The organism is Mesorhizobium sp. B2-4-18, from assembly GCF_006441385.1.
Lineage (GTDB): Bacteria > Pseudomonadota > Alphaproteobacteria > Rhizobiales > Rhizobiaceae > Mesorhizobium > Mesorhizobium australicum.
The window spans coordinates 81447-103563 of the sequence record NZ_VFUW01000008.1 but is presented as its reverse complement, the minus strand read 5'-3'; the positions used below and the strand labels follow the sequence as shown (position 1 = coordinate 103563).

Sequence of the window (22117 nt, the reverse complement as noted above, 5' to 3'; positions counted from 1 at the left end):
CTTACGCCTCCATCGTCTTGATACGCGTCGTGCGCGGCAGGCAGGCTATGCGGTCCGATGTGGCGAGGATGATGTCGACGCCGCGCGGAAAGCGCCTGATATTCTGCTTCCACTGCTCGACGAAATGGCGCGGCAACTGTGCCGGCGCGATCGTGGCGCTGGTTTCGATGCCTGGGCCTTCCAGCAGTAACGGAGTGCCTGAAGCGAGGTCGCCGACCTGCAGGATCAGCGTCGTCGATCGGTCGGGATAATCCTGCGTGCCCTGCGAAAAACCGTCGAGCGCCATCATCTCGGCCGGCGTGGCAACAAACGCGAAATGCGCGTCGGCCGGCGTGTTGGCCAGCGGCGCGCCTGTGTGGAAACCAAGCCAGGACCCGATCGCGGCGGAGGCATGCAGGGGAGGGTCGAGCCAGAGCGGCGTGTCGTTGTCGCATAGCGCCAGTGCTACGGCGCCCGACGTCGCCGAGAGCGGAGCCGGTGGGCGGGCCAGGGGTGGCAAGGGGTGGACACTGCCCGGCCGCGCCATGGCATCCATGACGGCCCGAAACACGGTCTGAGCGTTGAAGACCGGATCGGCGAAACCGCCCTCGATCGATTGCGCAGCGATATCCATCAATCTTCTCCGCGAACCATGGTGAAGAAATCCACCTTCGTTGCCGCCGTCTCGGCGCGGCGTTTTTCCTGGGCAGCGGCAAGCGCCGACCGCAAAGGCGCGATCAGCCTGGTCTCGACCTCGGTGCGGCGGGCAGGGTCCTGCCAGAGCGCGTCGGCTATTGCTCCCAGCTTCGCCTTCTGCTTGTCGCGGCCAAGCGCGTAACAATGGCCGACCTGCCCGGATGGCAGCCGGACAGTGGCACGCGTGACGGTCGCCTCGCCGACATTGAAGGGCGCGCCGCCGCCGCCGATGCGGCCACGAAGCGTGACAAGGCCCGTCTCGGGACCGCGCAGAAGTTCGGCTTGCGAAGGCAGGCCGGACTCGTTCCAGAGCCGGACGATGTCGTCGCCGCTCGATTGCGCCAGCGTCGCCATGGCGGCCTTGCGCTCGGCCTGGTCGCGGGCTTCCTGTCCTCGCATCGCCAACTTCCTCTCAGCTAAATTTGTCTATTGATATAGACAACTATACAAATTATACATATTACCTAACGCGAGTCCATGACGGGTGCGTGACAGGCCGGGGGGCAAAACATGATCGGGCATGACGTGGCCGACAGCATCGAGCGACGCAGCGGCGTCTCACTGTGGCGCCAGATCGCCGACAGGATCCTGCAATCGATCGCCGCCGGCGATTTCGCCGAAAATACCGCGCTGCCGCCCGAAGTCGCGCTGGCCGAGCGCTACGGCGTTAACCGTCACACCGTACGCAGCGCCATATCGGCCCTCGTGCAGGAGGGCGTGCTGCGGGCCGAACAGGGGCGCGGCACCTTCGTCCTGTCACGCAAGCGGCTGTCGTATCCGATTGGCGCGCGGACACGCTTTTCGACTGGCCTGCAGGGGCAGACGTCGGAACGGCACATCGTGCTGCTCGCTTCGTCGGTCGAGCCCGCCAGCCAGCGCGTGGCGGAAGGCCTTGGCCTTGCCCGGGGTGCCGAGGTGATCCGGTTGGAGACACGCGGCGAGGCTGACGGACGGCCAGTGTCGCGCGCCGCTGGATGGTTCGATGCCCGGCGCTTTGCCGGCATCGACAAGGCGATGGCGCAAACCGGTTCTATCACCGCCTCGCTCGCACGTTTCGGTATCGACGATTATCTCAGGCAATCGACCGTGCTGTCGGCGCGCCATGCCGACGCCGCCGATCTCGCCGATCTCGACCTGCAGCCGGGCGCCATCGTGCTGGTCACGGTGGCGGTCAACGTCACGCCCGACGGCCAGCCGATCCAGTTTTCGGAGTCGCGTTTCCCGGCCGAGCGGGTGGAGCTGAAGCTGTCGGCGCTGTAAGGCTATCCGATCTCGATGACAGCCTTGATCAGGCCCGACTTTTCATGCGCCCAGCGGGCGAGATCCCCTGGCGTATCGGCCAGCGTGGTGCGGTGGGTGACAAGCTTGGCCAACGGCACGGCACCATTGCGGATCGAGGCCGCGACATGGTCGAAGTCAGCGCGCAACGCATTGCGGCTGCCGATCAATGTCATTTCTCGCTTGTGGAACTCGGGATCGGAAAAAACAATATCGTCCTTGACGACGCTGACCAGCACCAGCGCTCCGCCATGCGCGACGTGGGCAAAGGCCGATTGAACCGATCGCGTGTTGCCGGTGGCGTCGAAGACCACGTCGAAGCCTTCGCCATCGGTCGCATCACGCACCAGATCGGACACGGGTCCTTGCGAGCCGTCGAGAATCGAAAAGCCGAGTTCACTCGCCGCGAAGACCAGTCTTTCGGTGCTCATATCGAGAAGTGTCACATCCAACCCGGCAATGCGGGCGAAGATGGCGGTGCCGAGCCCGATCGGGCCGGCGCCGATGACCAGGGTGCGGGCGCCAGGCTCGGCCCGGGCGCGCCGGACGGCATGCGCCCCGATGGCCAGGAATTCGACGGCGGCGGCGTCGGCGAGCGACAGGCCGTTGGTGGGATAGAGATTCTTAGCCGGCACCAGGACCTGTTCGCACATCGCGCCGTCGCGGTGCACGCCGAGCACTTCGATCCTGACACAGCAATTGGGCTTGCCGTGCCGGCAGGCGATGCATTTGCCGCAGGAAAGGTAGGGGTTGATGATCACCGGTTCGCCAAGGGCGAGGTCGACGCCTTCGCCCCGCTCGATCACGGTGCCGGAGACCTCATGGCCCATGATGCGGGGATAGACGAGGAACGGGTGCTTGCCCTCGAAGATATGGTAGTCGGTGCCACAGATGCCAACATGGCTGACCGCCACCAGAGCCCAGCCGGGAGGTGGGGCGCCGGGAGCCGGGTGGTCTTCGACAGCAAGGTCGCCGGGCGAGCGGCAGACGACGGCTTTCATGCTTTGATCCAGTCTGTTCAAGAAATCGCCGGCCCGCGCCAAGCCGGCGATCGATTGGAATGCGTCATTTGCCGCGGCGGCGCAGTCCGTCGAAGTAGACGATGATGATGATCAGCGCGCCGGTGATGATGCGCTGCCAGAACGAGTTGACGTTGAGCAGGTTGGCGCCGTTGTTGATGGTGGCCAGGATGAAGGCGCCAAGCAGCGGCCCGTGCACCGAGCCGACCGCGCCGAACAGCGAGGTGCCGCCGATGACCGAAGAGGCGATCGCCTGCAGTTCCCAGCCCTCGGCCTGGGTCGGGTTGCCGATGCCGATGCGGGCGGCGAGCAGCACGCCGACGAAGGCCGCGCACAGGCCGGACAGCGTATAAGCCATGTAGATGGTGCGCTGGACATTGACGCCGGACAGGCGCGAGGCCTCGGCGTTGGAGCCGACCGAAAAGAGGTAGCGGCCCCAACGGCTGTGATGCAGGAAGACATAGGCGGGCACACCCACCAGGATCACCATCCAGAACAAATTGGGGATGCCGATAAAGGAATTGCGCGAGAAGGCGGTAAAGCTGTCGCTGTTGATGTTGATCGAGTTGCCGTTGGTCATCAAAAGGCCGATGCCGCGCAGCGAGGTCAGCGTCGCCAGCGTGATGATGAACGGCGGCAAGCCCATCTTGACGATGCCGAAGCCATGGAAAAGGCCGATGGCGACACCGACGAGCAAGGTGATCAGGATGGCGACCGCGATCGGAACGCCGGCATTGATCAGCATGGCGACGACGACGGTGGCGAAGCCGACCACCGCGCCGACCGACAGATCGATGCCGCCGGTGATGATGACGAAGGTCTGGCCGACCGCCATGATGGCGATCATCGAGCCCTGCCGCAGAAGATTGGCGATGTTGTTACCCGAGGCGAAGCTTGGCGTCGCCAGGGACAGGACGATCCAGAGCAGCACCAGCAGCGCCAGCAGCGTCAGCCCGAACAGGACGTTGTAGTTGCGCTTCGGTTTTTCGGCGGGGATCGCCTCGATGCTCATGTCTGTCCTCCCAGTTTTTCTTGTTTCTCGGCGAGCGCCTGCGTGAGAATGTCCTCGTGACTGGCGGTGTGGAACCCGTGCGTGGCCACCAGCTTGCCGCGCCGGAACACGTGCAGCGTGTCGGCCAGTTCGTAGATCTCCGGCAAATAGGACGAGATCAGGATGATGCCGGCGCCCTTCGACAACAGCTCGCCGAAGAGGCGATAGATCTCCGCCTTGGTGCCGACATCGACGCCGACCGTCGGCTCGTCGAAGATGAACAGCTTGGCGCCGTGCGCCAGCCATTTGCCGATGACGATCTTCTGCTGGTTGCCACCCGAAAGGCTCGACGCCAGCGCCCCGCGCGTCGGCGTCTTGATCCTCAGGCCGGCGATCTGACGGTCGGCCTCGGCCTTCTCTTTCGCGTTCGAGATCAACAGATTGCTGGAGATGCGCTTGTAGATCGGCAAATTGAGGTTGAGGCCGACCGGCAGATTGAGGCAAAGGCCCTGGTCGCGGCGGCTTTCCGGCGCCAGTGCCATGCCGAGCTTGATGGCGTCGTGCTCGGAGTTGATCTGGACGTCCTTGCCTTCCCACAGGATCTGGCCGGCCGACTTCTTATGACGTCCATAGAGCGAGGTGACGAACTCGCTGCGGCCGGCGCCGATCAGTCCGTAGAGGCCGACGATCTCACCGGCACGCACCATCATCGAGATGTTCTCGAAGCCTTTGCCCGACAGGTTCCTTGTTTCGACGATCGGAGCGCCCGGCGTGAAATGCTCCTTGTGATAGACCTGTTCGATAGAGCGGTTGATCATCATCTTGACCAGCTCGGCATCATTGGTCTCGGCGATATTGCGTGTGCCGACCAGCGTGCCGTCGCGCAGCACGGAAACCCGGTCGGCGAGTTCGAAGACCTCCTCCATGCGATGGCTGATGTAGATGATCGTCACGCCTTCACCCTTCAGGCGCCGGATCAGCGTGAAAAGCTGGTCGGCCTCCTTGCGGGTGAGGTAGGCCGTGGGTTCGTCGAAGATCAGGAATTTGGTGCCGCGCACCGTGGCGCGGGCAGCGGCGATCAGCTGTTGCTGGCCGATGGTGAGATCACCCAGCACGACATGCGCCGGCAGGTCGAAGCCGAGATCGTCGATGATCGTCTGCGCTTCCCTGACCATGGCGCGCTGCTGCAGGATGCCGAAACGGGAATTTTCCTCGCCAAGGAACATGTTGGCGGCGACCGTCAGGTGACGGCACAGCACGACTTCCTGGTGCACGGCATTGATGCCGAGCGCCATCGCTTCATGCGGCGTCGCCAGGGCTGCCGGCTGGCCTTCCCAGAGGACCTCGCCAGAGGTGCGCGGCATGACGCCGGTCAGGAGTTTGATGAGGGTCGATTTGCCGGCGCCGTTCTCGCCGACGATGGCGTGGATTTCGCCTGACTTGAAGGCGAGATTGACCGGCTTCAGCGCATGGGTGCCGGGGTAGCGTTTTTCCAGCCCGCGCAGTTCGAGGATGGTCCTGCCGGGTTCCAGCACGGGGGCCGGATGCAGTTCCTGCGCGGTCGGCGTCATGACAATCCTCCCAGATTGGCCTCGCGGTTGGCATTCGGCGAGGCTGCGGTCGTCTTTCAGGCGAAGGCCAAACGGGCTGATCGCCAAGCCGCTTTGGCGGCGGATGCTTCCGGGGCCTCTGGCCCCGGAAGCGGTTTTGAACGCCGGCTGCTTAGAGCTTGGGATTGAGCAGCGCGTCGATCTTGGGGTCCTTCATATTGGCCTTGGTCACCAGATTGGCGCCGGTGTCGACATTGGCCTCGACCTTTTCGCCCTTCGAGGCGGCGAGCGCGGTCTTGATGCCGTCATAGCCCATCCGGTAGGGATCCTGGACGACGAGGGCGGAAATGACGCCGTCGTTGAGGAACTTGATCAGCTTCTCGTCGCTGTCGAAGCCGACCAGCGCCAGCTTGCCGCCAAGGTTGTTCTCGGCGACGGCCTGGCCGACGCCCTGCGCCATGATCAGGTTGGAGGCGAAGATGCCCTTGAGGTTCGGATTGGCGGTGATCAGGTCGGTGGCGATATTGAGTCCGGTGGTGGCCTGGCCGTCGGCGTATTTGTCGGCGACCAGCTTCAGGCCGGGATATTTTGCCTTGAGCTGCTCGGTGAAGCCCTGCTTGCGCTGTTCGAGCGAGCCGGCGCCGGGAGCGTTGGTGATCAGGGCGACGTCGCCCTCGATCTTGCCGCCATTGGCGGCGCCGATGGCGGCGGCAAGGCCGTCCGCGGCGACGCGTCCGCCCTGCACGTTGTCGGTGGTCAGGAACGAGGTGAAGGCCTTGGAGTCGGCGCCGGAGTCGATGCCGATGACCTTGACCTTGGCGGCCGCTTCATCGATCGGCTTGCCCAGCGCCTTGAACTCGGTGGGCGCGATCACGATCGCGGCCGGGTTGCTGGCGACGGCGTTCTCGAGGATCGAGACCTGGCCGTTGACGTCAGTCTCGGCCTGGGCGCCGAGTTCCGGCACGTTGATGCCGAGATCCTTGCCGGCCTTGCGGGCGCCGGCCAGAACGATCTGCCAGTAGAAGGACGTGGTGTCCTTGACAATGATCGGGATGGTCACATCCGCCGCCGAAACCGGTGCGGTATGCATGACGCCGGTGAGCATCGATGCTGCCGCCAGGGCCATGACGGCGCGGCGGTTGAGAATGCTGGTCACGAATTTCATAGGATCCTCCCTAAGTCGCCCGGTGAACGTTAACGGAAGCTCCGTCCGGATAGGCGTAGCCCAAACAGAACTTTATCAATAAAAAACAGTTGCACCGTTTTGATAGTGCATCGATCCAGCCGATGCAAGCGGTGTTTCAGCCAGTTCTTCCAGACAATGACTCCCCTAGCGGCGGCTTCTCCCTTGTCGCGGTCAGGCGCTCCCGTTTCCGTTCTGTAAAGCCATGGAATATTAATTCCATAGCTCAGTCAATATGGAATGTTCATTCTTCTTTGGATCGCGACATCGCGAAGGCGGGTCGCGCGCCCGTGCACATCGCGACGATGCGCTTCAATGCAGTTCCTGCACCACCGTGTAGGGACGATACCTGGCATAGTCCGTCTCCGGCACGTCGATATCGAGCAGTTCGAGGTTGCGCGTCAGGTTTGCCAATTTTGCGGTACCGGTCAGCACAGTGGCGACCGCGGGTTCGTGCAAAGGAAACTGGAACGCGGCGGCGGGCAGCGGGTAGCCACCTTCAGCGGCGATCTTCTCCATGGCATCGACACGGTCGAGAACATCGCGGCTGGCGGGCTGGTAGTCGAAATGCGCCCCTTGCACCGGCCCGGTCGCCAATATGCCTGAGTTGAAAACCCCGCCAATGACAAGCGAGGTCCGTTGCGCCCGGCACAGCGGCAGCAATTCGGCTTCCGCGCTGCGGTCGAGCAAGGAATAGCGGCTGGCGAGCAGGATGCAGTCGAGCGGCGCGCGGCGCATCACGTCGAGGCAGATCTGGACTTCATTGACGCCGAGCCCGTAGGCGGAAATCGTGCCGGCCCGCTTCAGCTCCTCGAGCGCCTTGAGGCCGCCGTCCATCAACTGGCGAAAGTGCAATTTGGTTTTCTCGACACCGTGCGTGTAAACGCCGATATCGTGGACAAACAGGATGTCTATCCTGTTTAGCCCAAGGCGCGCATAGCTGAACTCGACCGAGCGCATGATGCCGTCATAGGAATAGTCGTAGTCCAGCGCGAAGGGCAGCGGATCGACATAGGAGTGGTCTGGCACCTGATCTTCGGGCACCGGGTGAAGCAGGCGGCCGACCTTGGTCGACAACACATAGGAATCACGTGGCTTGTAGCGCAGGAAATCGCCGAAGCGCCGTTCCGACAGGCCGAAACCGTAGAAGGGCGCGGTGTCGAAATAGCGCAGGCCCGCCTCCCAGGCACCCTGCAGCGTTTCCATTGCCGCTTCGCGCGAACACGCCCGGTAGAGGCCGCCGATCGCGGCGCCTCCGAAACTGACTTCGGTGACCTCCAACGCGGTCTGGCCGATGCGGCGTTTTTCCATGCGCAACCTCCCTATCCCGGCCACTTGTCCGGCCGGGCAGTCTATCAGACATCAATCGAAATCAGAGCGTCGCGCCGAGATGCCAGGGCACGAATTCGTTGTCCCCGTAGCCAAAATCCTCGCTCTTGGTCTTGCGGCCCGAAGCCGTCTCGACGATCAGTTCGAAGATCTCCCGGCCCATGCCGGCAATGGTCTTTTCGCCGGAGGCAATGACGCCGCAATTGACGTCCATGTCCTCTTCCATCTGGTGATACATGGTCGAGTTGGTGGCGACCTTGATCGAGGGTGTCGGCCGGCAGCCGAAGCAGGAGCCGCGGCCGGTGGTGAAGACGATGACATTGGCGCCGCCCGCGACCTGACCGGTGGCAGAGACCGGGTCGTAGCCGGGCGTATCCATGAACACCAGCCCATTGCCGGTGACTTTCTCGGCGTAGCCGAAGACGCCGTTGAGCGGCGTCTGGCCGCCCTTGGCGACCGCGCCCAGCGACTTTTCCAGGATGGTGGTTAGGCCGCCGCGCTTGTTGCCAGGCGACGGATTGTTGTCGATCGAGGCGCCATGCTTGGCGACGTGATCCTCCCACCATTTCACGTAGCCATCGAGCTTCTTGGCGACCTCGGGGCTTGCGGCGCGATAGGCGAGCAGGTGCTCGGCGCCATAGATTTCCGTCGTTTCGGAGAGGATGCCGATGCCGCCGACGCCAGCGAGGATGTCGACGGCCGCACCCAGCGCCGGATTGGCCGTGATACCCGACATGCCATCGGAGCCGCCGCATTGCAGGCCGACGACGATCTCGCTGACGGGGATCGGCTCGCGCTTCAACTGACCGACTTCCTCGGCGATCTCGGCCAGCACGCCCATCGCCTTTTCGACCGATTTGCGCGACCCGCCGGCATCCTGGATGTTGAAGTGGCGCTTGCCGGCGGCGGCACCCTTCTGGCCGTAAAGCGTGAGCTGGTTGACCTCGCAGCCGAGCCCGACCATCAGTACGCCGCCGAAATTCGGGTGGCGGGCATAGCCCGCAAGCGTGCGGTGCAGCACCATCATGCCGTCGCCGGTGCCGCTCATACCGCAACCCTGGCCATGGACGATGGGCACGAAGCCATCGATCCCGGGATATTTCGGCAAAAGGGTCCGGTTGGCGGTGTCGGCGATCGAATGGCAGACGGTGGCCGAGCAATTGACGCTGGCGATGATGCCGATGAAGTTGCGCGTGCCGGCGCGGCCGTCGGCGCGGCGATAGCCCATGAATGTCCGGGCGCGGTCCGCTTCCGTCGCATGCTCGGCCTCGCTTGGCGGCACCACGGGGAGGCGGCCGGCCTCGAAGACCAGATTGTGCGAATGGACATGCTCGCCCGGCGCGATGTCCTGCGTGGCGCGACCGATCGCCTGAGCGTATTTGACCACGGCTTCACCCGCGGCAATCGGCTTGATCGCCACCTTGTGGCCGGGCTCGATGACGGTGGCAGCGAGCGCGCCACCCGGCAGCGCGGTGCCGATCTCGATGCGCCCATTGGCAACGGCGACATTGTCGGCGGGGGACAGAAGAATGGTATTCGAGACGTTCACGGGCGGTTTCCTGGGTGATCCTGGGATGCGCGGATTGACACGCGCCTGTTAAGAGTTAATGTCTTTTATCGTGAAAAAACAGTTTTGCGTCAATTGTTTTTTCACGGCGGTTCCGCCCTGGGTAAGTGGTGGCGCTGCAGACGATGGAACGTCATATTGCGCTTCAAGCCGGCCGCCGCAAGCGCTGGCGTGCAACGGGTCAGGGGATGTCGAAGAGCAACAACGTCTACAAGGACGCCTATAACCGTTGTCTGAGGCTGCTCGATGAGACGCGCAGCCTGCCCTCGGAACCGGAACTTGGCGCCTTGCTGGGAGTCAGCCGCACGACCGTGCGCAGCATCCTGGCGCGCATGGAAGAAACCGGGTTGATCGCCTGGAACAAGCGCGCCAAGACGGTGCTGCGCGATCCACGTGCGGATGATTTCTTTCCCGAGGAAGAGACCGACACGCTGGCCGAGATCATCGAACGGTCGTTCATGCGCAGGCTGCTGGCCGGCGGCGCCGAGGCCGGCATGCAGATCAACGAGCTCGAACTAGCGCGCGAGATCGGCGTCGGCACCACCAGCGTACGCGAGTTCCTGATCCGCTTCTCCCGCTTCGGCCTGATCGAAAAACGCCGCAACAGCCATTGGGTGCTGAAAGGCTTCACGCGGGCCTTCGCGCTGGAACTGACCGAGATCCGCGAAATGTTCGAATTGCGCTCGGCCGCCGCCTTCACGGCGCTGCCGCAGGACAGTCCGGTATGGGGCGATCTCGATCGGCTGGAAGGGGAACACCGCGTTCTGGCACGCGAGATCGCGACGCGTTTCAATGAGTTCTCGGAGCTGGACGAGCGCTTGCACCGGCTCATTCATCGCGCCTCACGCAACCGCTTCATCGTCGATTTCTACGACGTCATCGCCATGATCTTCCACTACCACTACCAGTGGAACAAGGCACAGGAACGCGAGCGCAACGAAGTCGCGATCGGCGAGCATCTTGCCTATATCGAGGCGCTCAAGTCGCGCGATCTCGGCAAGGTCGATGCCGCCTGCCGCAAGCACCTGAAGTCGGCCCGCCAGACATTGCTGACCTCCATCCCGGAAAGCCGGCCATCCCAAAAGAACTGATCCTGCCGTGTTGCCGCAGCATGGAATTGACGATTTTCGACCTCTGGCTGCCGTGGTAGGGATAGTCATCGATTTGAAGAGGCAAATGGTGAACCGCCGGGAGAGACGCTGGAGCATGCCGGTCGCGCTTGTCGCGGCCTGTCTGCTGTTGCTCCAGTCGACACTTGGTGCGTTCGCCTTCAGCATCGGGCCTGATACCGCGCAGCTCGATGCCTTCGGCAACGTCATCTGTACCCACGATGGCGCCACACAGCTTCCCGGCGGCGACCAGCACCCGTCCCATCCGCCGGCCTGCTGCACACTCGGCTGCAGCATGTTTTCGCCGGCCTATGCGCCGCCGGCCGATGCCGGGCTTGCACTTGCGTCCCTTTCCTTCGCCGTCGCCTTCGTCTTCCCGGCGACCACGCATCTCGACTTCGCCCGCGAACGTTCCCCATCGAACCCGCGCGCGCCGCCACTGGCGGCTTGAGCCTGCTTGCTTGCGGAACCTTTCGCGAGCGTACTCATCCAAGATCAAGCATTCGCGACCGGCGACGGCGCGATCATCACGTCGTGGAGCAACCATGTCCCATTCTTTCCGTATATCGGCGGGCACTGTGTTCGGCCGCACCCTGTCCCGCTTCAAAGCCGATTTCGGCATTGCCGCGTTGGCCCTCGCGCTTGTCTTCCTGGGCGCCCAGGCCGTCCTGGCGCATGAATTCAAGGTCGGCGATCTCGAAATCGAACATCCCTGGTCGCGCGCCACGCCGGCCGGCGCCAAGGTGGCCGGCGGCTATTTCACCATCGTCAACAAGGGCAGTACACCAGACCGGCTGCTGTCGATTTCCTCCGACGTCTCGGAAAAGGCCGAGCTGCATCAAATGGGCGTCAAGGACGGCGTCATGACCATGCGGCCGGTGGATGGTGGCCTGGAAGTCCCGGCAGGCGGCAAGGTGGCGCTGGCGCCGGGAGGCTACCACCTGATGTTCATCGGCCTGAAGCGGCAACCCAAGCAGGGTGAAAAATTCGCCGCCACACTGACCTTCGAGAAGGCCGGCACGGTCAATATCGAGTTCGCCGTCGAAGGCATGGGCGAAATGGGCGGCATGGACGACCACGCCAATTGATCGCGCCGATCACCAATTTTGAAATCAGAGGGACCATCATGAACAAATATCTTTTGGCGGCCGGCGCGTTTCTCGTGCTGGGGACAAATGCCGCCTTCGCGCACATCACGCTGGAGACCCAGGAGGCGGCAGTCGGCTCGACCTACAAGGCTGTGCTGCGCGTGCCGCATGGCTGCGACGGCAAGGCGACGACGGCCGTGCGCGTGCAGATCCCGGAAGGGGTGATCGCGGTGAAGCCGATGCCGAAGCCAGGCTGGACGCTGCAGGCCAAGAAGGGCAAATATGAAAAATCCTACCAGCTCTATGGTCAGGCGGTTGCCGATGGGGTCAAGGAAATCGACTGGAGCGGCGGCAATTTGCCGGATGAATTCTACGACGAGTTCGTCTTCCGCGCGACGCTGACGGCCGACCTGCCCGTCGGCCAGAAGCTGTACTTCCCGGTGGTGGAGGAATGCGGCGATGCCGCGGCCCGCTGGATCGAGATTCCGGCGGCCGGACAGGATGAGGACGCGCTGGAGAACCCGGCGCCCGGCATCAAGCTCACGCCGAAGAAATAGCTTTTCTCCCTGGCGCTCTGCCTGTCGGAGCGCCGCATCCCATGGCACGGCATGATCGCAATACCTTCCTGGATGGTCGATACGAACAGCAAGCTCGTCGGCTGGATTGCCGGCGGGCTGCTCGCCGCGGCCATGGCGCTCATCGTCATGGCCTCGACAAGCCAGGCCCTTGCCCATGCGGCGCTGATCAAGACCGATCCGGCCGACGGTGCGGTGCTGGCGCAGGCCCCGGCGCGGTTCTCGCTGACCTTCAGCGAGCCGGTCTCGCCGCTGGTGCTGACGTTGGTGATGCCCGACGGCACCCCGGTTCCGCTGACCGACTTCCGTCTCAGCGACCAGACGGTCGAGATCGACAATCCGCGGGCGCTCAAATCCGGCACGCATGTGCTGAGCTGGCGTGTCATTTCCGCCGACGGCCATCCGGTCGGCGGCTCGCTGCTGTTTTCCATCGGCGCGCCAAGCGAGCCGCCGGCCGTCTCCGAGGCGATTGACTGGCCACTGCGGTCGGCGATCTGGATCGGCAAAGTTTTTCTCTACATAGGCCTTTTCCTCGGCATTGGCGGCGCGTTCGCCTTTGCCTGGCTGGCCGGGGCTGGCCGTGCCGGCCAGCGCTTTGTCGCGGCCGCGATCTTGTGCGGGCTGGTGGCGGCACCCTTGTCGCTGGGCTTTCAGGGTCTCGATGCGCTGGGGGCGCCGCTCTCCCATCTGGCGCAGCCGGTGATCTGGCGCACCGGGCTCGGCACCAGCTTCGGCTGGACGGTGCTGATCGCCCTGGTCGCCTTGGGACTTGGCCTGCTGTCGCTGGCCGGACCGCGCGCGGCCGCCAGGCCGCTTGCCCTTGCCGGACTGGCTGGCGTCGGCGTCGCACTCGCCGCCAGCGGCCATGCCAGTGCGGCCGAGCCGCAATGGCTGACACGGCCGCTGGTCTTCGTGCATGGCGTCGGCATCGCTTTCTGGGCCGGCGCTTTGGTGCCGCTCGGTCTCGCGCTGAAGCGTCAAGCGGCGGGCGCCGTCGAATTCCTGCACCACTTCTCATGGGCAATCCTGCCTGTGGTGGCCTTGCTTGCCGCGGCAGGCATAGTGCTGGCCGTGATCCAGGTGCAGATACCCTCGGCGCTGGTCGACACAGCCTATGGCCGGCTGCTGCTGGTCAAGCTCGCGCTGCTGGTCTTCCTGTTCACCCTTGCCGCCGTCAATCGCTGGAAGCTCACCGCTTCGGCCGAGGCGGGAGCGACCGAGGTGCAACGCAGGCTCACCCGCTCGGTCGGCGTCGAAGTGCTGATCGTGCTGGCGATCTTCGGGGTCGCCGCGAGCTGGCGCTTCACGCCGCCGCCACGAGCACTGGCGATCGCGGCGGCGCAGCCGGTTTCGGTCCACATCCACGCGCTGCAGGCGATGGCCGATCTCAGCATCACGCCAGGCCATGCGGGGCCGGTGGTAGCCTCGATGATCATCATGACCGGCGATTTCGGACCGCTCGACGCCAAGGAGGTGACGCTGGTGCTGTCGAAGCCCGATTCCGGCATCGAACCGCTGAAGCGCGCGGCGACCAGGCCCGGCGACGGCAGCTGGCGTGTCGACAACCTCATCATCCCGGTACCCGGCCGCTGGATGGTGCGCATAGACATCCTGGTTTCGGACTTCGAGATGGTGAAGATCGAGGCGCCGGTCGACATCAGACCGTAACGTCCAGCTACACAATTGGGCGAGGCGGTTGACGCGGGCCTGAAGGGCCGTCAATCATTCAAGCAACAATGAGCGCAAGCTCCAAAACGCCAGATCCGAAAGCAGGGAAGAAACGATGGAAAAAGCCGAAATTGGCCTGATCGGCCTTGGCACTATGGGCTCCAACCTGGCGCTGAACATCGCCGAGCACGGGCACCGCATCGCCGTCTTCAACCGCACAAGGGCACGCACCGACGCTTTCGTCGAGAATTCCGGTGCGCTCAGGGACATGGTCGTCCCCTGCTACAGCCTGGAGGAACTTGCCGCCGCGATCCGGCCGCCGCGCCCGATCATCATCATGGTGCTGGCCGGCGAGCCGGTCGATGAGCAGATCGAAGCGTTGCGTGGCGTGCTGTCCGACAACGATATCGTCATCGATGCCGGCAATGCCAATTTCCGCGATACGATGCGGCGCTTCTCCGAGCTCTCTGGCTCGGGTTTGACCTTCATCGGCATGGGTGTCTCCGGCGGCGAGGAGGGCGCGCGCCACGGACCCTCGATCATGGCCGGCGGCATGGAAGACTCCTGGAAGCGCGTCGAGAAGGTGCTGACCGCGATCTCCGCCAAGTTCAAGGAGGAACCTTGCGCCGCATGGCTCGGCACCGACGGCGCCGGGCATTTCGTCAAGACCATCCATAATGGCATCGAATATGCCGACATGCAGATGATCGCCGAAATCTACGGCATCCTGCGTGACGGCCTGGGCATGGGGCCGAAGGAGATCGCCACGGTATTTTCCAACTGGAACAAGGGCCGGCTCAATTCCTACCTGATCGAGATCACCGCCAAGGTGCTCGCCGCCGACGATCCGAAGACCGGCAAGCCGGTGGTAGACATCATCCTCGACCGCGCCGGCCAGAAGGGCACTGGCAAATGGTCCGTCATCGAGGCGCAGCAGCTCGGCATTCCGGCAACCGCGATCGAAGCGGCGGTGGCGGCGCGCGTGCTGTCGTCGATCAAGGACGAGCGGCAGGCGGCGGAAAAGGCCTATGGCAATATCGGCGTGACCAGGATTTCCGGCGACAAGGACGCGCTGCTGAAAGACCTCGAACTGGCGCTGTTCGCCGGCAAGATCGCCGCCTACGCGCAGGGCTTCGCGGTGATGAGCGGCGCTTCGAAGGAGTTCAACTGGAACCTGCCGATGCCGACCATCGCCAAGATCTGGCGCGCCGGCTGCATCATCCGCTCGCAGATGCTCGACACGATGGCCGAGGCTTTCAGTGGTGGCGCTTCCACCAACCTGTTGATGGCGCCTGCCTTCATCAGCCTGATGCAGGAGGCGCATCCGTCGCTGCGGCGCGTCGTGGCGAGGGCTTCCGAAGCCGGCGCGCCGGTGCCTGCACTGTCTTCGGCTCTTGCCTATTTCGACAGCTACCGCCAGGGCCGCGGCACCTCGAACCTGATCCAGGCGCAGCGCGACTTCTTCGGGGCGCATGGTTTCGAGCGCATCGGCGAGCAGGGCGCGTTCCACGGACCGTGGGGCAGCGGCGCGGCTGGCTAGATCACGCTATGAAGACATCCGGCTTAGCTTGGCTGCCGTGCCGGAATACTCACCGCTCCACATGTGGCTTCTCGATTCCGGGGATGCCGCCGACCTGTTGGGCAAGAAAATCGACCAGCAGCCGGACCCGGGCGATGCTCGCCCGTTCGGGGACGATCAGCATGCTGAGCGGAACCGAAGGCAGCGCATAGTCCGGCAGAATCGCTTCAAGCCGGCCGGACGCCAGGAGATCGCCGACAAGCCATTGGTGGGCGGGCGCAATGCCGCGCCCGGCGAGCAGGGCTTCGCGTGCGGCAAGCCCGTGGTCGACCCGGAGGCGCCCTGCAAACGGCACTGTATGGCGGTTGCCGTCTGGTCCTTGCAGCACAAGGGTGTCGCTGCCGGCAACGTTTGACATCCGGATACCTTCGTGATCGGCCAGGTCCCCGGGACCTTCAGGCCTGCCGCGTTCAGCGAGATAGTCGGGCGCCCCCACGAGCAGTCGCCGGGATTGGCCGAGCGCTCGCAATTTCATGGAACTGTCGGTGAGCGGGCCGAGACGAAGCGCGATGTCGACGCCTTCCATGACGAGGTCGATGCGTTCGTCGGTGAGGCTGAGATCGACGCCGATGTCGCGATAGCGGTCCTGAAACGCGAAGATAAGCCGGCTGACATGCAGCACCCCAATGGCGGCGGTGCAGGAGAGCCGGATCGTGCCCGCGGGCGCCGCGCGCGTGCCGCGAACCTCGTCGCCCGCCTGTTCGACAAGGCGCAGGATCTGCACGCTGTCTGCATAATAGCGGCTGCCCTCATCGGTCATCGTGACACGCCGGGTGGTCCTGCTGAGCAGGGCGACGCCGACGGCCTCCTCCAGTTCCCTCAAATGGCGCGTGACTGTCGACTGGCCGATCCTGAGTTCACGCGCGACCGCCGACAGACTGCCTCGTTCAGCAACGCGCACGAAGGTGCGCATGCGCTCGAGCGTGACAGCTGATTTATCCATTAATCGGCAGAATATTATGCATTCTCGACATGTAGCGGATGATGCGGCTGTTGGCTATCTCAGGGTCAATGTTTCCAACAGAGGATCGACGAATCATGAAAGTCCTACTTGTCTTTGCCCATCCCGAGCCACGGTCGCTCAACGGCACGCTGCGTGACGTCGCCGTCAAGGAACTCACAGCTCAAGGCCACGAGGTTCGGGTGTCCGACCTCTATGCGGACGGTTGGAAATCGGAGGTCGACCGTGCTGACTTCCCCGAGCTTTCGCCAGGCGCGCGGCTGGTGCCGGTGGCTGCCTCCAAACAAGCATACGAATCCAATGCGCTGACCGGAGACGTCAAGACCGAGATCGAGAAGCTGCTTTGGGCCGATGCGCTGATCCTGCAGTTTCCGCTGTGGTGGTTCACCATGCCGGCGATTTTGAAAGGCTGGGTCGATCGGGTCTTCGCCTACGGCTTTGCCTATGGCGTCGGCGAACATAGCGACAAGCGATGGGGTGACCGGTACGGCGAGGGCACACTCGCGGGCAAGCGAGCGATGCTGATTGTGACAGCCGGCGGTTGGGAGGATCATTATTCCCCGCGCGGCGTCAACGGACCGATCGACGACCTGCTGTTCCCGATCAATCACGGAATTCTCTATTATCCGGGGTACGACGTGCTTCCGCCGTTCGTGATCTACAGCGCGGACCGTCTCGATGCAGCTGGCTTCGAGCTTGTCGCCGAGCGCCTGCGCGAACGGATGCGGACACTGGCGACCACTGCGCCCATTCCCTACCGGCGGCAGAATGGTGGCGATTATCTGATCCCGAGCATGCGGCTTCGTGCCGAACTAGCCGATCCGGGAGCAACCGGCTTCGGACTTCATGTGAACCGCGGGGCTACCGACCAGAACGGTTCCTGGTTTGACGGGATGCATGTGGACTTGCCCGATCAGATCCGGGCAGACGCTCAGTCAGAGCGCCGATAGGCCACGACGCCCTTCGGTTCGCTCAGGCTCTGCAGCGAGCCGGGCGCGGCGCCGCCGATCCAGCCGAGCACCGAGCGGGCGAGTTCGGACCCGGCCAGGCGGAAGTCTTCGTTGACGACCAGCAATTCATGCCTGAACAGATGCAGCAGTTCCGACGACTGCTTCGACACCACGTCTACGTCGCGGCCGAGCTTGAGGCCGGCGTCCTCGATGCCGGCGACGATGGCGAGGGTCGCGGCGGCGGCGCTGCTGACGATGCCGTCCGGCCTGATGTCGCGCCGCATCAGCTGCGCGGTCCTCGTCCTGATCTGTTCGATCGAATGGTCGATCGAAACGGTGTTGAACGGCACCTCGCTGGCGCCGACTTCGCTCAGCGCATCGGCAAAGCCGTCGACCGTGTGGCGGTAGTAGCTCAAACCCACCGGCGGCGTCACCAAAGCGAGCCGGCGGCGGCCTAGGCCGGCGAGATGGCGCACCGCCTCGGCCGCGAAGGCGTAGTTGTCGAAATCATGATAGGGATGCACGAGCCCCATATCGGTGCGGCCGTGGGTCGCGAAGGGAATGCCGCGCTCCAGCATGTAGCGGGCGCGGGGGTCGTTCGGCTGCGTGCGTGAAATGATGACGCCGTCGGCGGAGCCGGTCTCCACGAGATAGCGCACCGGATCCAGCGGATCCTGCGAGCGCGAATAGGGCGTGACGATCAGGTGGTAGGGCGTGTCGGCGATGACTTCCGTGACGCCATAGATGATGTCGGAGACAAAGCTCATGAGTTCGTGCTCAGTGTTGAGCACGAGGCTGATGACATTGGTCTTGCCGGTCCTGAGGCGCACGCCGGCGCGATTCGGCCGATAGCCGATCTGCTTGGCCACGAGCTGGACTCGGCGCCTGGTCTCGGCGCCGATCTCGGGCGCGTCCTTCAAGGCCCGCGAGACGGTGGTGACGCCGAGCCCGGTCATGAAGGCAAGCGTCTTCAGCGTCGGCCGCTCCTGTGCCGTCGCCTCGTCATCCTTGGCCGTGCGCTGTCTGTTCATCCGTCCCGCCCATCAGGCGCATAGCAGCCGCCGGGCAGCCCGGCAATGTTGCGGCCGCTCCCCATGGCGCGTCACCTGCAGTGGAAGTAGTATACTGAAACGTTACAGCTTGTCACGATCGGTGTAAACGGGCGCGGGCGGACGCAAAAAGACGCCGTCAACCGCAGGCCGAAAAAACGTTGGGATTCAGAGGGAAGCGTGCTCTTGGCAAGTTTCTTGCTGCTCTTACATAGAGAGCGGTGCAGTTTTGCATATTGCGTCGCACAATGCCGCGGCAGCGAGATGATTTTGTTCGCAGCTCGAAAAATGTCAAAGTGACATTCTGTCGGAAGGGGTTGCGTATGGTCTTCAATTGCCGTATCGAAAATCTGTAACGTTTCAGATTTCTGGGAGGAAGCCGAAATGCGATACAAATTCCTGACCGCTGCCTTTGCCGCGACGGTTGCTCTCAACTTTGCCGGGCCGGCGGCCGCGACCGATCTGGAAGTCACCCATTGGTGGACCTCCGGCGGCGAGGCGGCGGCGGTCGCCGAACTCGCCAAGGCATTCGACGCCACCGGCAATCACTGGGTCGACGGCGCCATCGCCGGATCCGGCGGCACGGCGCGGCCGATCATGATCAGCCGCATCACCGGCGGCGATCCGATGGGGGCCACGCAGTTCAATCACGGCAGGCAAGCGGAAGAGCTGGTTCAGGCTGGCCTGATGCGCGATCTCACCGATGTCGCCACCAAGGGCAAGTGGACGGAAGTGGTACGGCCCAAGAGCCTGCTCGACTCTTGCACCATCGACGGCAAGATCTATTGCGTGCCGGTCAACATCCATTCCTGGCAGTGGCTGTGGCTGTCGAACGCGGCGTTCGAGAAGGCCGGCGTGCCGGTGCCGAAGAACTGGAACGAGTATGTGGCCGCCGCTCCGGCGCTGGAGAAGGCAGGCATCGTGCCGCTCGCGGTCGGTGGGCAGGCCTGGCAGGCATCGGGCGCCTTCGACGTGCTGCTTGCGGCGGTCGGCGGAACCGACACCTTCCTCAAGGTCTACAAGGACAAGGACGCCAAGTTCGCAGCCGGTCCTGAAGTCGCCAAGGTGTTCAAAGCGGCCGACGATGCGCGCAAGATGGCCAAGAACACGAATGTGCAGGACTGGAACCAGGCCACCAACATGGTCATCACCGGCAAGGCCGGCGGCCAGATCATGGGTGACTGGGCACAGGGCGAGTTCCAGGTCGCCGGCAAGACCGCCGGCAAGGATTACACCTGCCTTCCCGGCCTCGGCCTGAACGAGGTCATCGCTACAGGGGGCGACGCCTTCTATTTTCCGCTGCTCAAGGACGCTGACAAGGCCAAGGCGCAGGAGGTGCTGGCCGAGACGCTGCTCGATCCCAAGACCCAGGTCGCCTTCAACCTCAAGAAGGGCTCGCTGCCGGTGCGCGGCGACGTCGATCTCAACGCGGCCAACGATTGCATGAAGAAAGGCCTCGCTATCCTGGCCAAGGGCGCGGTCATCCCATGGACGGACCAGCTGCTCTCGCAGGACAGCCAGAAGCAGAAGGAGGACCTGTTCTCGGAGTTCTTCGCCAAGCCCGACATGAGCCTCGAAGAGGCGCAGAAGCGCTTCGCCGACATCATCGCTTCGGCTGATTGACGACCGACGAGCCGCCCGCTCCCGACCTTGCCAGACAGGGCCGGGAGCCAAGGCGTGCTGACTTTCCGCCCTTATCCGATCCAGCACGGCTGTACCGATGAGCAAGAGCGAACGCCCGAGCCAACTCTTCCGCAATCTCAATGCGAAGGTCGCTTCGATCCCGATGATCCTCACCGCAATGGTGGTCTTTGTCGGCGGCACCGCGTGGACGGTGCTCTATTCCTTCACCAATTCGAAGCTGCTGCCGCGGCTGAATTTCGTCGGGCTCGACCAGTATTACCGGCTGTGGGCGACGCCGCGCTGGCTGATTTCGATCGAGAACCTCTTGATCTACGGTGTGATCTCACTGGTGTTCTCGCTGGTGATCGGTTTTCTGCTGGCGGCCCTGCTCGACCAGAAGATCCGTTTCGAGGACACGTTCCGCACCATCTTCCTCTACCCCTTCGCGCTCTCCTTCATCGTCACCGGCCTTGTCTGGCAATGGCTGCTCAATCCGGATTTCGGCGTCCAGGGCGTGGTACGAAGCCTTGGCTGGACCAGCTTCGATTTCAATCCGCTCTACAATTCCAGCATCGTCATCTACGGCATATCGATCGCGGCGCTTTGGCAAGGCACGGGGCTGATCATGTGCCTGATGCTGGCGGGCCTGCGCGGCATCGACGAGGACATCTGGAAGGCCGCACGGGTGGACGGGATTCCCATGTGGAAGACTTATCTGTTCATCATCATCCCGATGATGCGGCCGGTGTTCATCACCACGCTGGTGATCATCGCGTCCGGCATCGTCAAGGTCTATGACCTCGTCGTCGCGCAGACCAGCGGCGGGCCGGGCATCGCCTCCGAAGTGCCGGCCAAATACGTCTACGACTACATGTTCTTCGCCCAGAATCTCGGCCAGGGCTTTGCCGCCTCGACCATGATGCTGCTGTCGGTGATGATCGTCATCGTGCCGTGGGCCTATCTTGAATTCGGAGGCCGCAAGCGTGTCTGATCATGCCGTCTCCGTGTCCGCCACGTCGTTAAACCTCCGGGCTGACGCCTCCGGCCCGAGCGGACCAAAGCCGCGGCACATGTTCTCGCGCCGTAACATTTTCCTGTACGGCACGCTCATCGTGGTGGCGCTCTACTATCTTCTGCCGCTCTATGTGATGGTCGTCACCTCGCTGAAGGGCATGCCGGAGATCCGCCTCGGCAACATTTTCTCGCCGCCGCTCGAGATCACCTTCGAGCCCTGGGTCAAGGCGTGGTCGCAGGCCTGCACCGGCCTCAATTGCGACGGGCTCTCGCGCGGGTTCTGGAATTCGGTGCGCATCACCGTTCCCTCGGTGATCCTGTCGATCGCAATCGCCTCGGTGAACGGCTACGCGCTGGCCAACTGGCGCTTCAAGGGCGCCGACACCTTCTTCGTCATCCTGATCGTCGGCGCCTTCATTCCCTATCAGGTGATGATCTATCCCATCGTCATCATCCTGCGCGAGATCGGCCTCTATGGCAGCCTTACCGGCCTGGTGATCGTGCATTCCATTTTCGGCATGCCGATCCTGACGCTTCTGTTCCGCAATTATTTCACCTCCATGCCGGAGGAACTGTTCCGGGCGGCGCGCGTCGATGGCGCCGGCTTCTGGGGCATCTACCTGCGCATCATGCTGCCGATGTCACTGCCGATCTTCGTCGTCGCCATCATCCTGCAGGTGACCGGCATCTGGAACGACTTCCTGTTCGGCGTCGTCTACACCCGTCCCGACACATATCCGATGACGGTGCAGCTCAACAACATCGTCAATTCGGTGCAAGGCGTGAAGGAATACAACGTCAACATGGCCGCCACCATCCTGACCGGGTTGGTGCCGCTGATCGTCTATTTCATTTCCGGCAAATTGTTCGTGCGCGGCATCGCCGCCGGCGCGGTGAAAGGGTGATGGC

21 protein-coding genes are annotated in these 22117 nt (G+C 63.5%); 11 read left to right on the top strand and 10 right to left on the bottom strand.

The genetic code is table 11. The features are described from left to right. Position 1: 1 nt before the first annotated feature. Positions 2 to 613, bottom strand: a complete 612-nt coding sequence (gene phnH / locus FJ527_RS19835; protein ID WP_140823918.1) for a phosphonate C-P lyase system protein PhnH — start codon at positions 611 to 613, stop codon at positions 2 to 4. Next, complete coding sequence (gene phnG, locus FJ527_RS19830; RefSeq protein WP_140823917.1) at positions 613 to 1074, bottom strand: phosphonate C-P lyase system protein PhnG; 462 nt, start codon at positions 1072 to 1074, stop codon at positions 613 to 615. Before phnG ends, phnH begins: the two co-directional genes overlap by 1 nt. A gap of 111 nt (positions 1075 to 1185) precedes the next feature. On the opposite strand from phnG, the gene phnF reads away from it, so the two are divergent. Beyond that, entirely contained in the window at positions 1186 to 1935 is a 750-nt protein-coding gene (phnF, locus tag FJ527_RS19825) for a phosphonate metabolism transcriptional regulator PhnF (RefSeq protein WP_140823916.1), read from the top strand. 2 nt (positions 1936 to 1937) lie between these two features. Here phnF and FJ527_RS19820 read toward each other — a convergent pair whose 3' ends face one another. From FJ527_RS19820 to FJ527_RS19795, 6 genes are all read right to left on the bottom strand, one after another. After that, a complete protein-coding gene (locus tag FJ527_RS19820; protein WP_140823915.1) occupies positions 1938 to 2954 on the bottom strand; it encodes a zinc-binding alcohol dehydrogenase family protein in 1017 nt (338 codons plus the stop codon). Positions 2955 to 3018: 64 nt separating this feature from the next. Next, entirely contained in the window at positions 3019 to 3984 is a 966-nt protein-coding gene (locus FJ527_RS19815; RefSeq protein ID WP_015315661.1) for an ABC transporter permease, read from the bottom strand. Further along, positions 3981 to 5534 carry a sugar ABC transporter ATP-binding protein gene (locus tag FJ527_RS19810; protein WP_140823914.1) on the bottom strand — a complete coding sequence of 518 codons (1554 nt, stop codon included), beginning with the start codon at positions 5532 to 5534 and terminating at the stop codon, positions 3981 to 3983. The genes FJ527_RS19815 and FJ527_RS19810 overlap by 4 nt, the downstream gene beginning before the upstream one ends. A gap of 151 nt (positions 5535 to 5685) precedes the next feature. Further along, positions 5686 to 6678 carry an ABC transporter substrate-binding protein gene (locus FJ527_RS19805; protein WP_015315663.1) on the bottom strand — a complete coding sequence of 331 codons (993 nt, stop codon included), beginning with the start codon at positions 6676 to 6678 and terminating at the stop codon, positions 5686 to 5688. A gap of 330 nt (positions 6679 to 7008) precedes the next feature. Beyond that, a complete protein-coding gene (locus FJ527_RS19800; RefSeq protein WP_015315664.1) occupies positions 7009 to 8007 on the bottom strand; it encodes an aldo/keto reductase in 999 nt (332 codons plus the stop codon). A gap of 61 nt (positions 8008 to 8068) precedes the next feature. Next, entirely contained in the window at positions 8069 to 9574 is a 1506-nt protein-coding gene (locus FJ527_RS19795) for an altronate dehydratase family protein (protein WP_015315665.1), read from the bottom strand. Positions 9575 to 9780: 206 nt separating this feature from the next. On the opposite strand from FJ527_RS19795, the gene FJ527_RS19790 reads away from it, so the two are divergent. The 6 genes from FJ527_RS19790 to gndA all read left to right on the top strand — a co-directional run bounded on the left by FJ527_RS19790 (position 9781) and on the right by gndA (position 15572). Further along, positions 9781 to 10683, top strand: coding sequence for a GntR family transcriptional regulator (locus FJ527_RS19790; RefSeq protein ID WP_140618928.1), 903 nt, complete (start codon positions 9781 to 9783; stop codon positions 10681 to 10683). A 115-nt stretch (positions 10684 to 10798) separates the two neighbouring features. Continuing rightward, positions 10799 to 11152 (top strand): DUF2946 family protein, encoded by a 354-nt coding sequence (locus tag FJ527_RS19785; RefSeq protein WP_140823913.1) that lies wholly within the window; start codon positions 10799 to 10801, stop codon positions 11150 to 11152. 94 nt (positions 11153 to 11246) lie between these two features. Further along, positions 11247 to 11789, top strand: a complete 543-nt coding sequence (locus FJ527_RS19780) for a copper chaperone PCu(A)C (protein WP_140823912.1) — start codon at positions 11247 to 11249, stop codon at positions 11787 to 11789. A gap of 38 nt (positions 11790 to 11827) precedes the next feature. Then, on the top strand, positions 11828 to 12346 hold the full coding sequence (locus FJ527_RS19775) for a YcnI family protein (protein ID WP_140823911.1): 519 nt from the start codon (positions 11828 to 11830) through the stop codon (positions 12344 to 12346). A 51-nt stretch (positions 12347 to 12397) separates the two neighbouring features. Further along, positions 12398 to 14032 carry a copper resistance CopC/CopD family protein gene (locus FJ527_RS19770; RefSeq protein WP_140823910.1) on the top strand — a complete coding sequence of 545 codons (1635 nt, stop codon included), beginning with the start codon at positions 12398 to 12400 and terminating at the stop codon, positions 14030 to 14032. A 115-nt stretch (positions 14033 to 14147) separates the two neighbouring features. Next, positions 14148 to 15572, top strand: a complete 1425-nt coding sequence (gene gndA / locus FJ527_RS19765; protein WP_140823909.1) for an NADP-dependent phosphogluconate dehydrogenase — start codon at positions 14148 to 14150, stop codon at positions 15570 to 15572. Positions 15573 to 15621: 49 nt separating this feature from the next. On the opposite strand, the gene FJ527_RS19760 is transcribed toward gndA, so the two are convergent. After that, positions 15622 to 16554: a LysR family transcriptional regulator gene (locus tag FJ527_RS19760; protein WP_140823908.1), complete on the bottom strand. Its 933-nt coding sequence runs from the start codon at positions 16552 to 16554 to the stop codon at positions 15622 to 15624. Positions 16555 to 16649: 95 nt separating this feature from the next. Here FJ527_RS19760 and FJ527_RS19755 point away from each other — a divergent pair, with 95 nt between their 5' ends. Continuing rightward, the gene (locus tag FJ527_RS19755; RefSeq protein ID WP_140713178.1) at positions 16650 to 17522 is read left to right on the top strand and encodes an NAD(P)H-dependent oxidoreductase; all 873 of its coding nucleotides are present in this window, start codon (positions 16650 to 16652) and stop codon (positions 17520 to 17522) included. On the opposite strand, the gene FJ527_RS19750 is transcribed toward FJ527_RS19755, so the two are convergent. Next, entirely contained in the window at positions 17504 to 18553 is a 1050-nt protein-coding gene (locus tag FJ527_RS19750; RefSeq protein WP_140823907.1) for a LacI family transcriptional regulator, read from the bottom strand. The genes FJ527_RS19755 and FJ527_RS19750 overlap by 19 nt on opposite strands. A gap of 402 nt (positions 18554 to 18955) precedes the next feature. Between FJ527_RS19750 and FJ527_RS19745 the strand changes: the two genes are divergently transcribed. The 3 genes from FJ527_RS19745 to FJ527_RS19735 all read left to right on the top strand — a co-directional run bounded on the left by FJ527_RS19745 (position 18956) and on the right by FJ527_RS19735 (position 22113). Further along, positions 18956 to 20194, top strand: a complete 1239-nt coding sequence (locus tag FJ527_RS19745) for an ABC transporter substrate-binding protein (RefSeq protein ID WP_015315675.1) — start codon at positions 18956 to 18958, stop codon at positions 20192 to 20194. A 97-nt stretch (positions 20195 to 20291) separates the two neighbouring features. Further along, a complete protein-coding gene (locus FJ527_RS19740) occupies positions 20292 to 21185 on the top strand; it encodes a sugar ABC transporter permease (protein ID WP_015315676.1) in 894 nt (297 codons plus the stop codon). Continuing rightward, on the top strand, positions 21178 to 22113 hold the full coding sequence (locus tag FJ527_RS19735) for a carbohydrate ABC transporter permease (protein WP_140823906.1): 936 nt from the start codon (positions 21178 to 21180) through the stop codon (positions 22111 to 22113). The genes FJ527_RS19740 and FJ527_RS19735 overlap by 8 nt, the downstream gene beginning before the upstream one ends. The last annotated feature ends 4 nt before the right edge of the window (positions 22114 to 22117 follow it).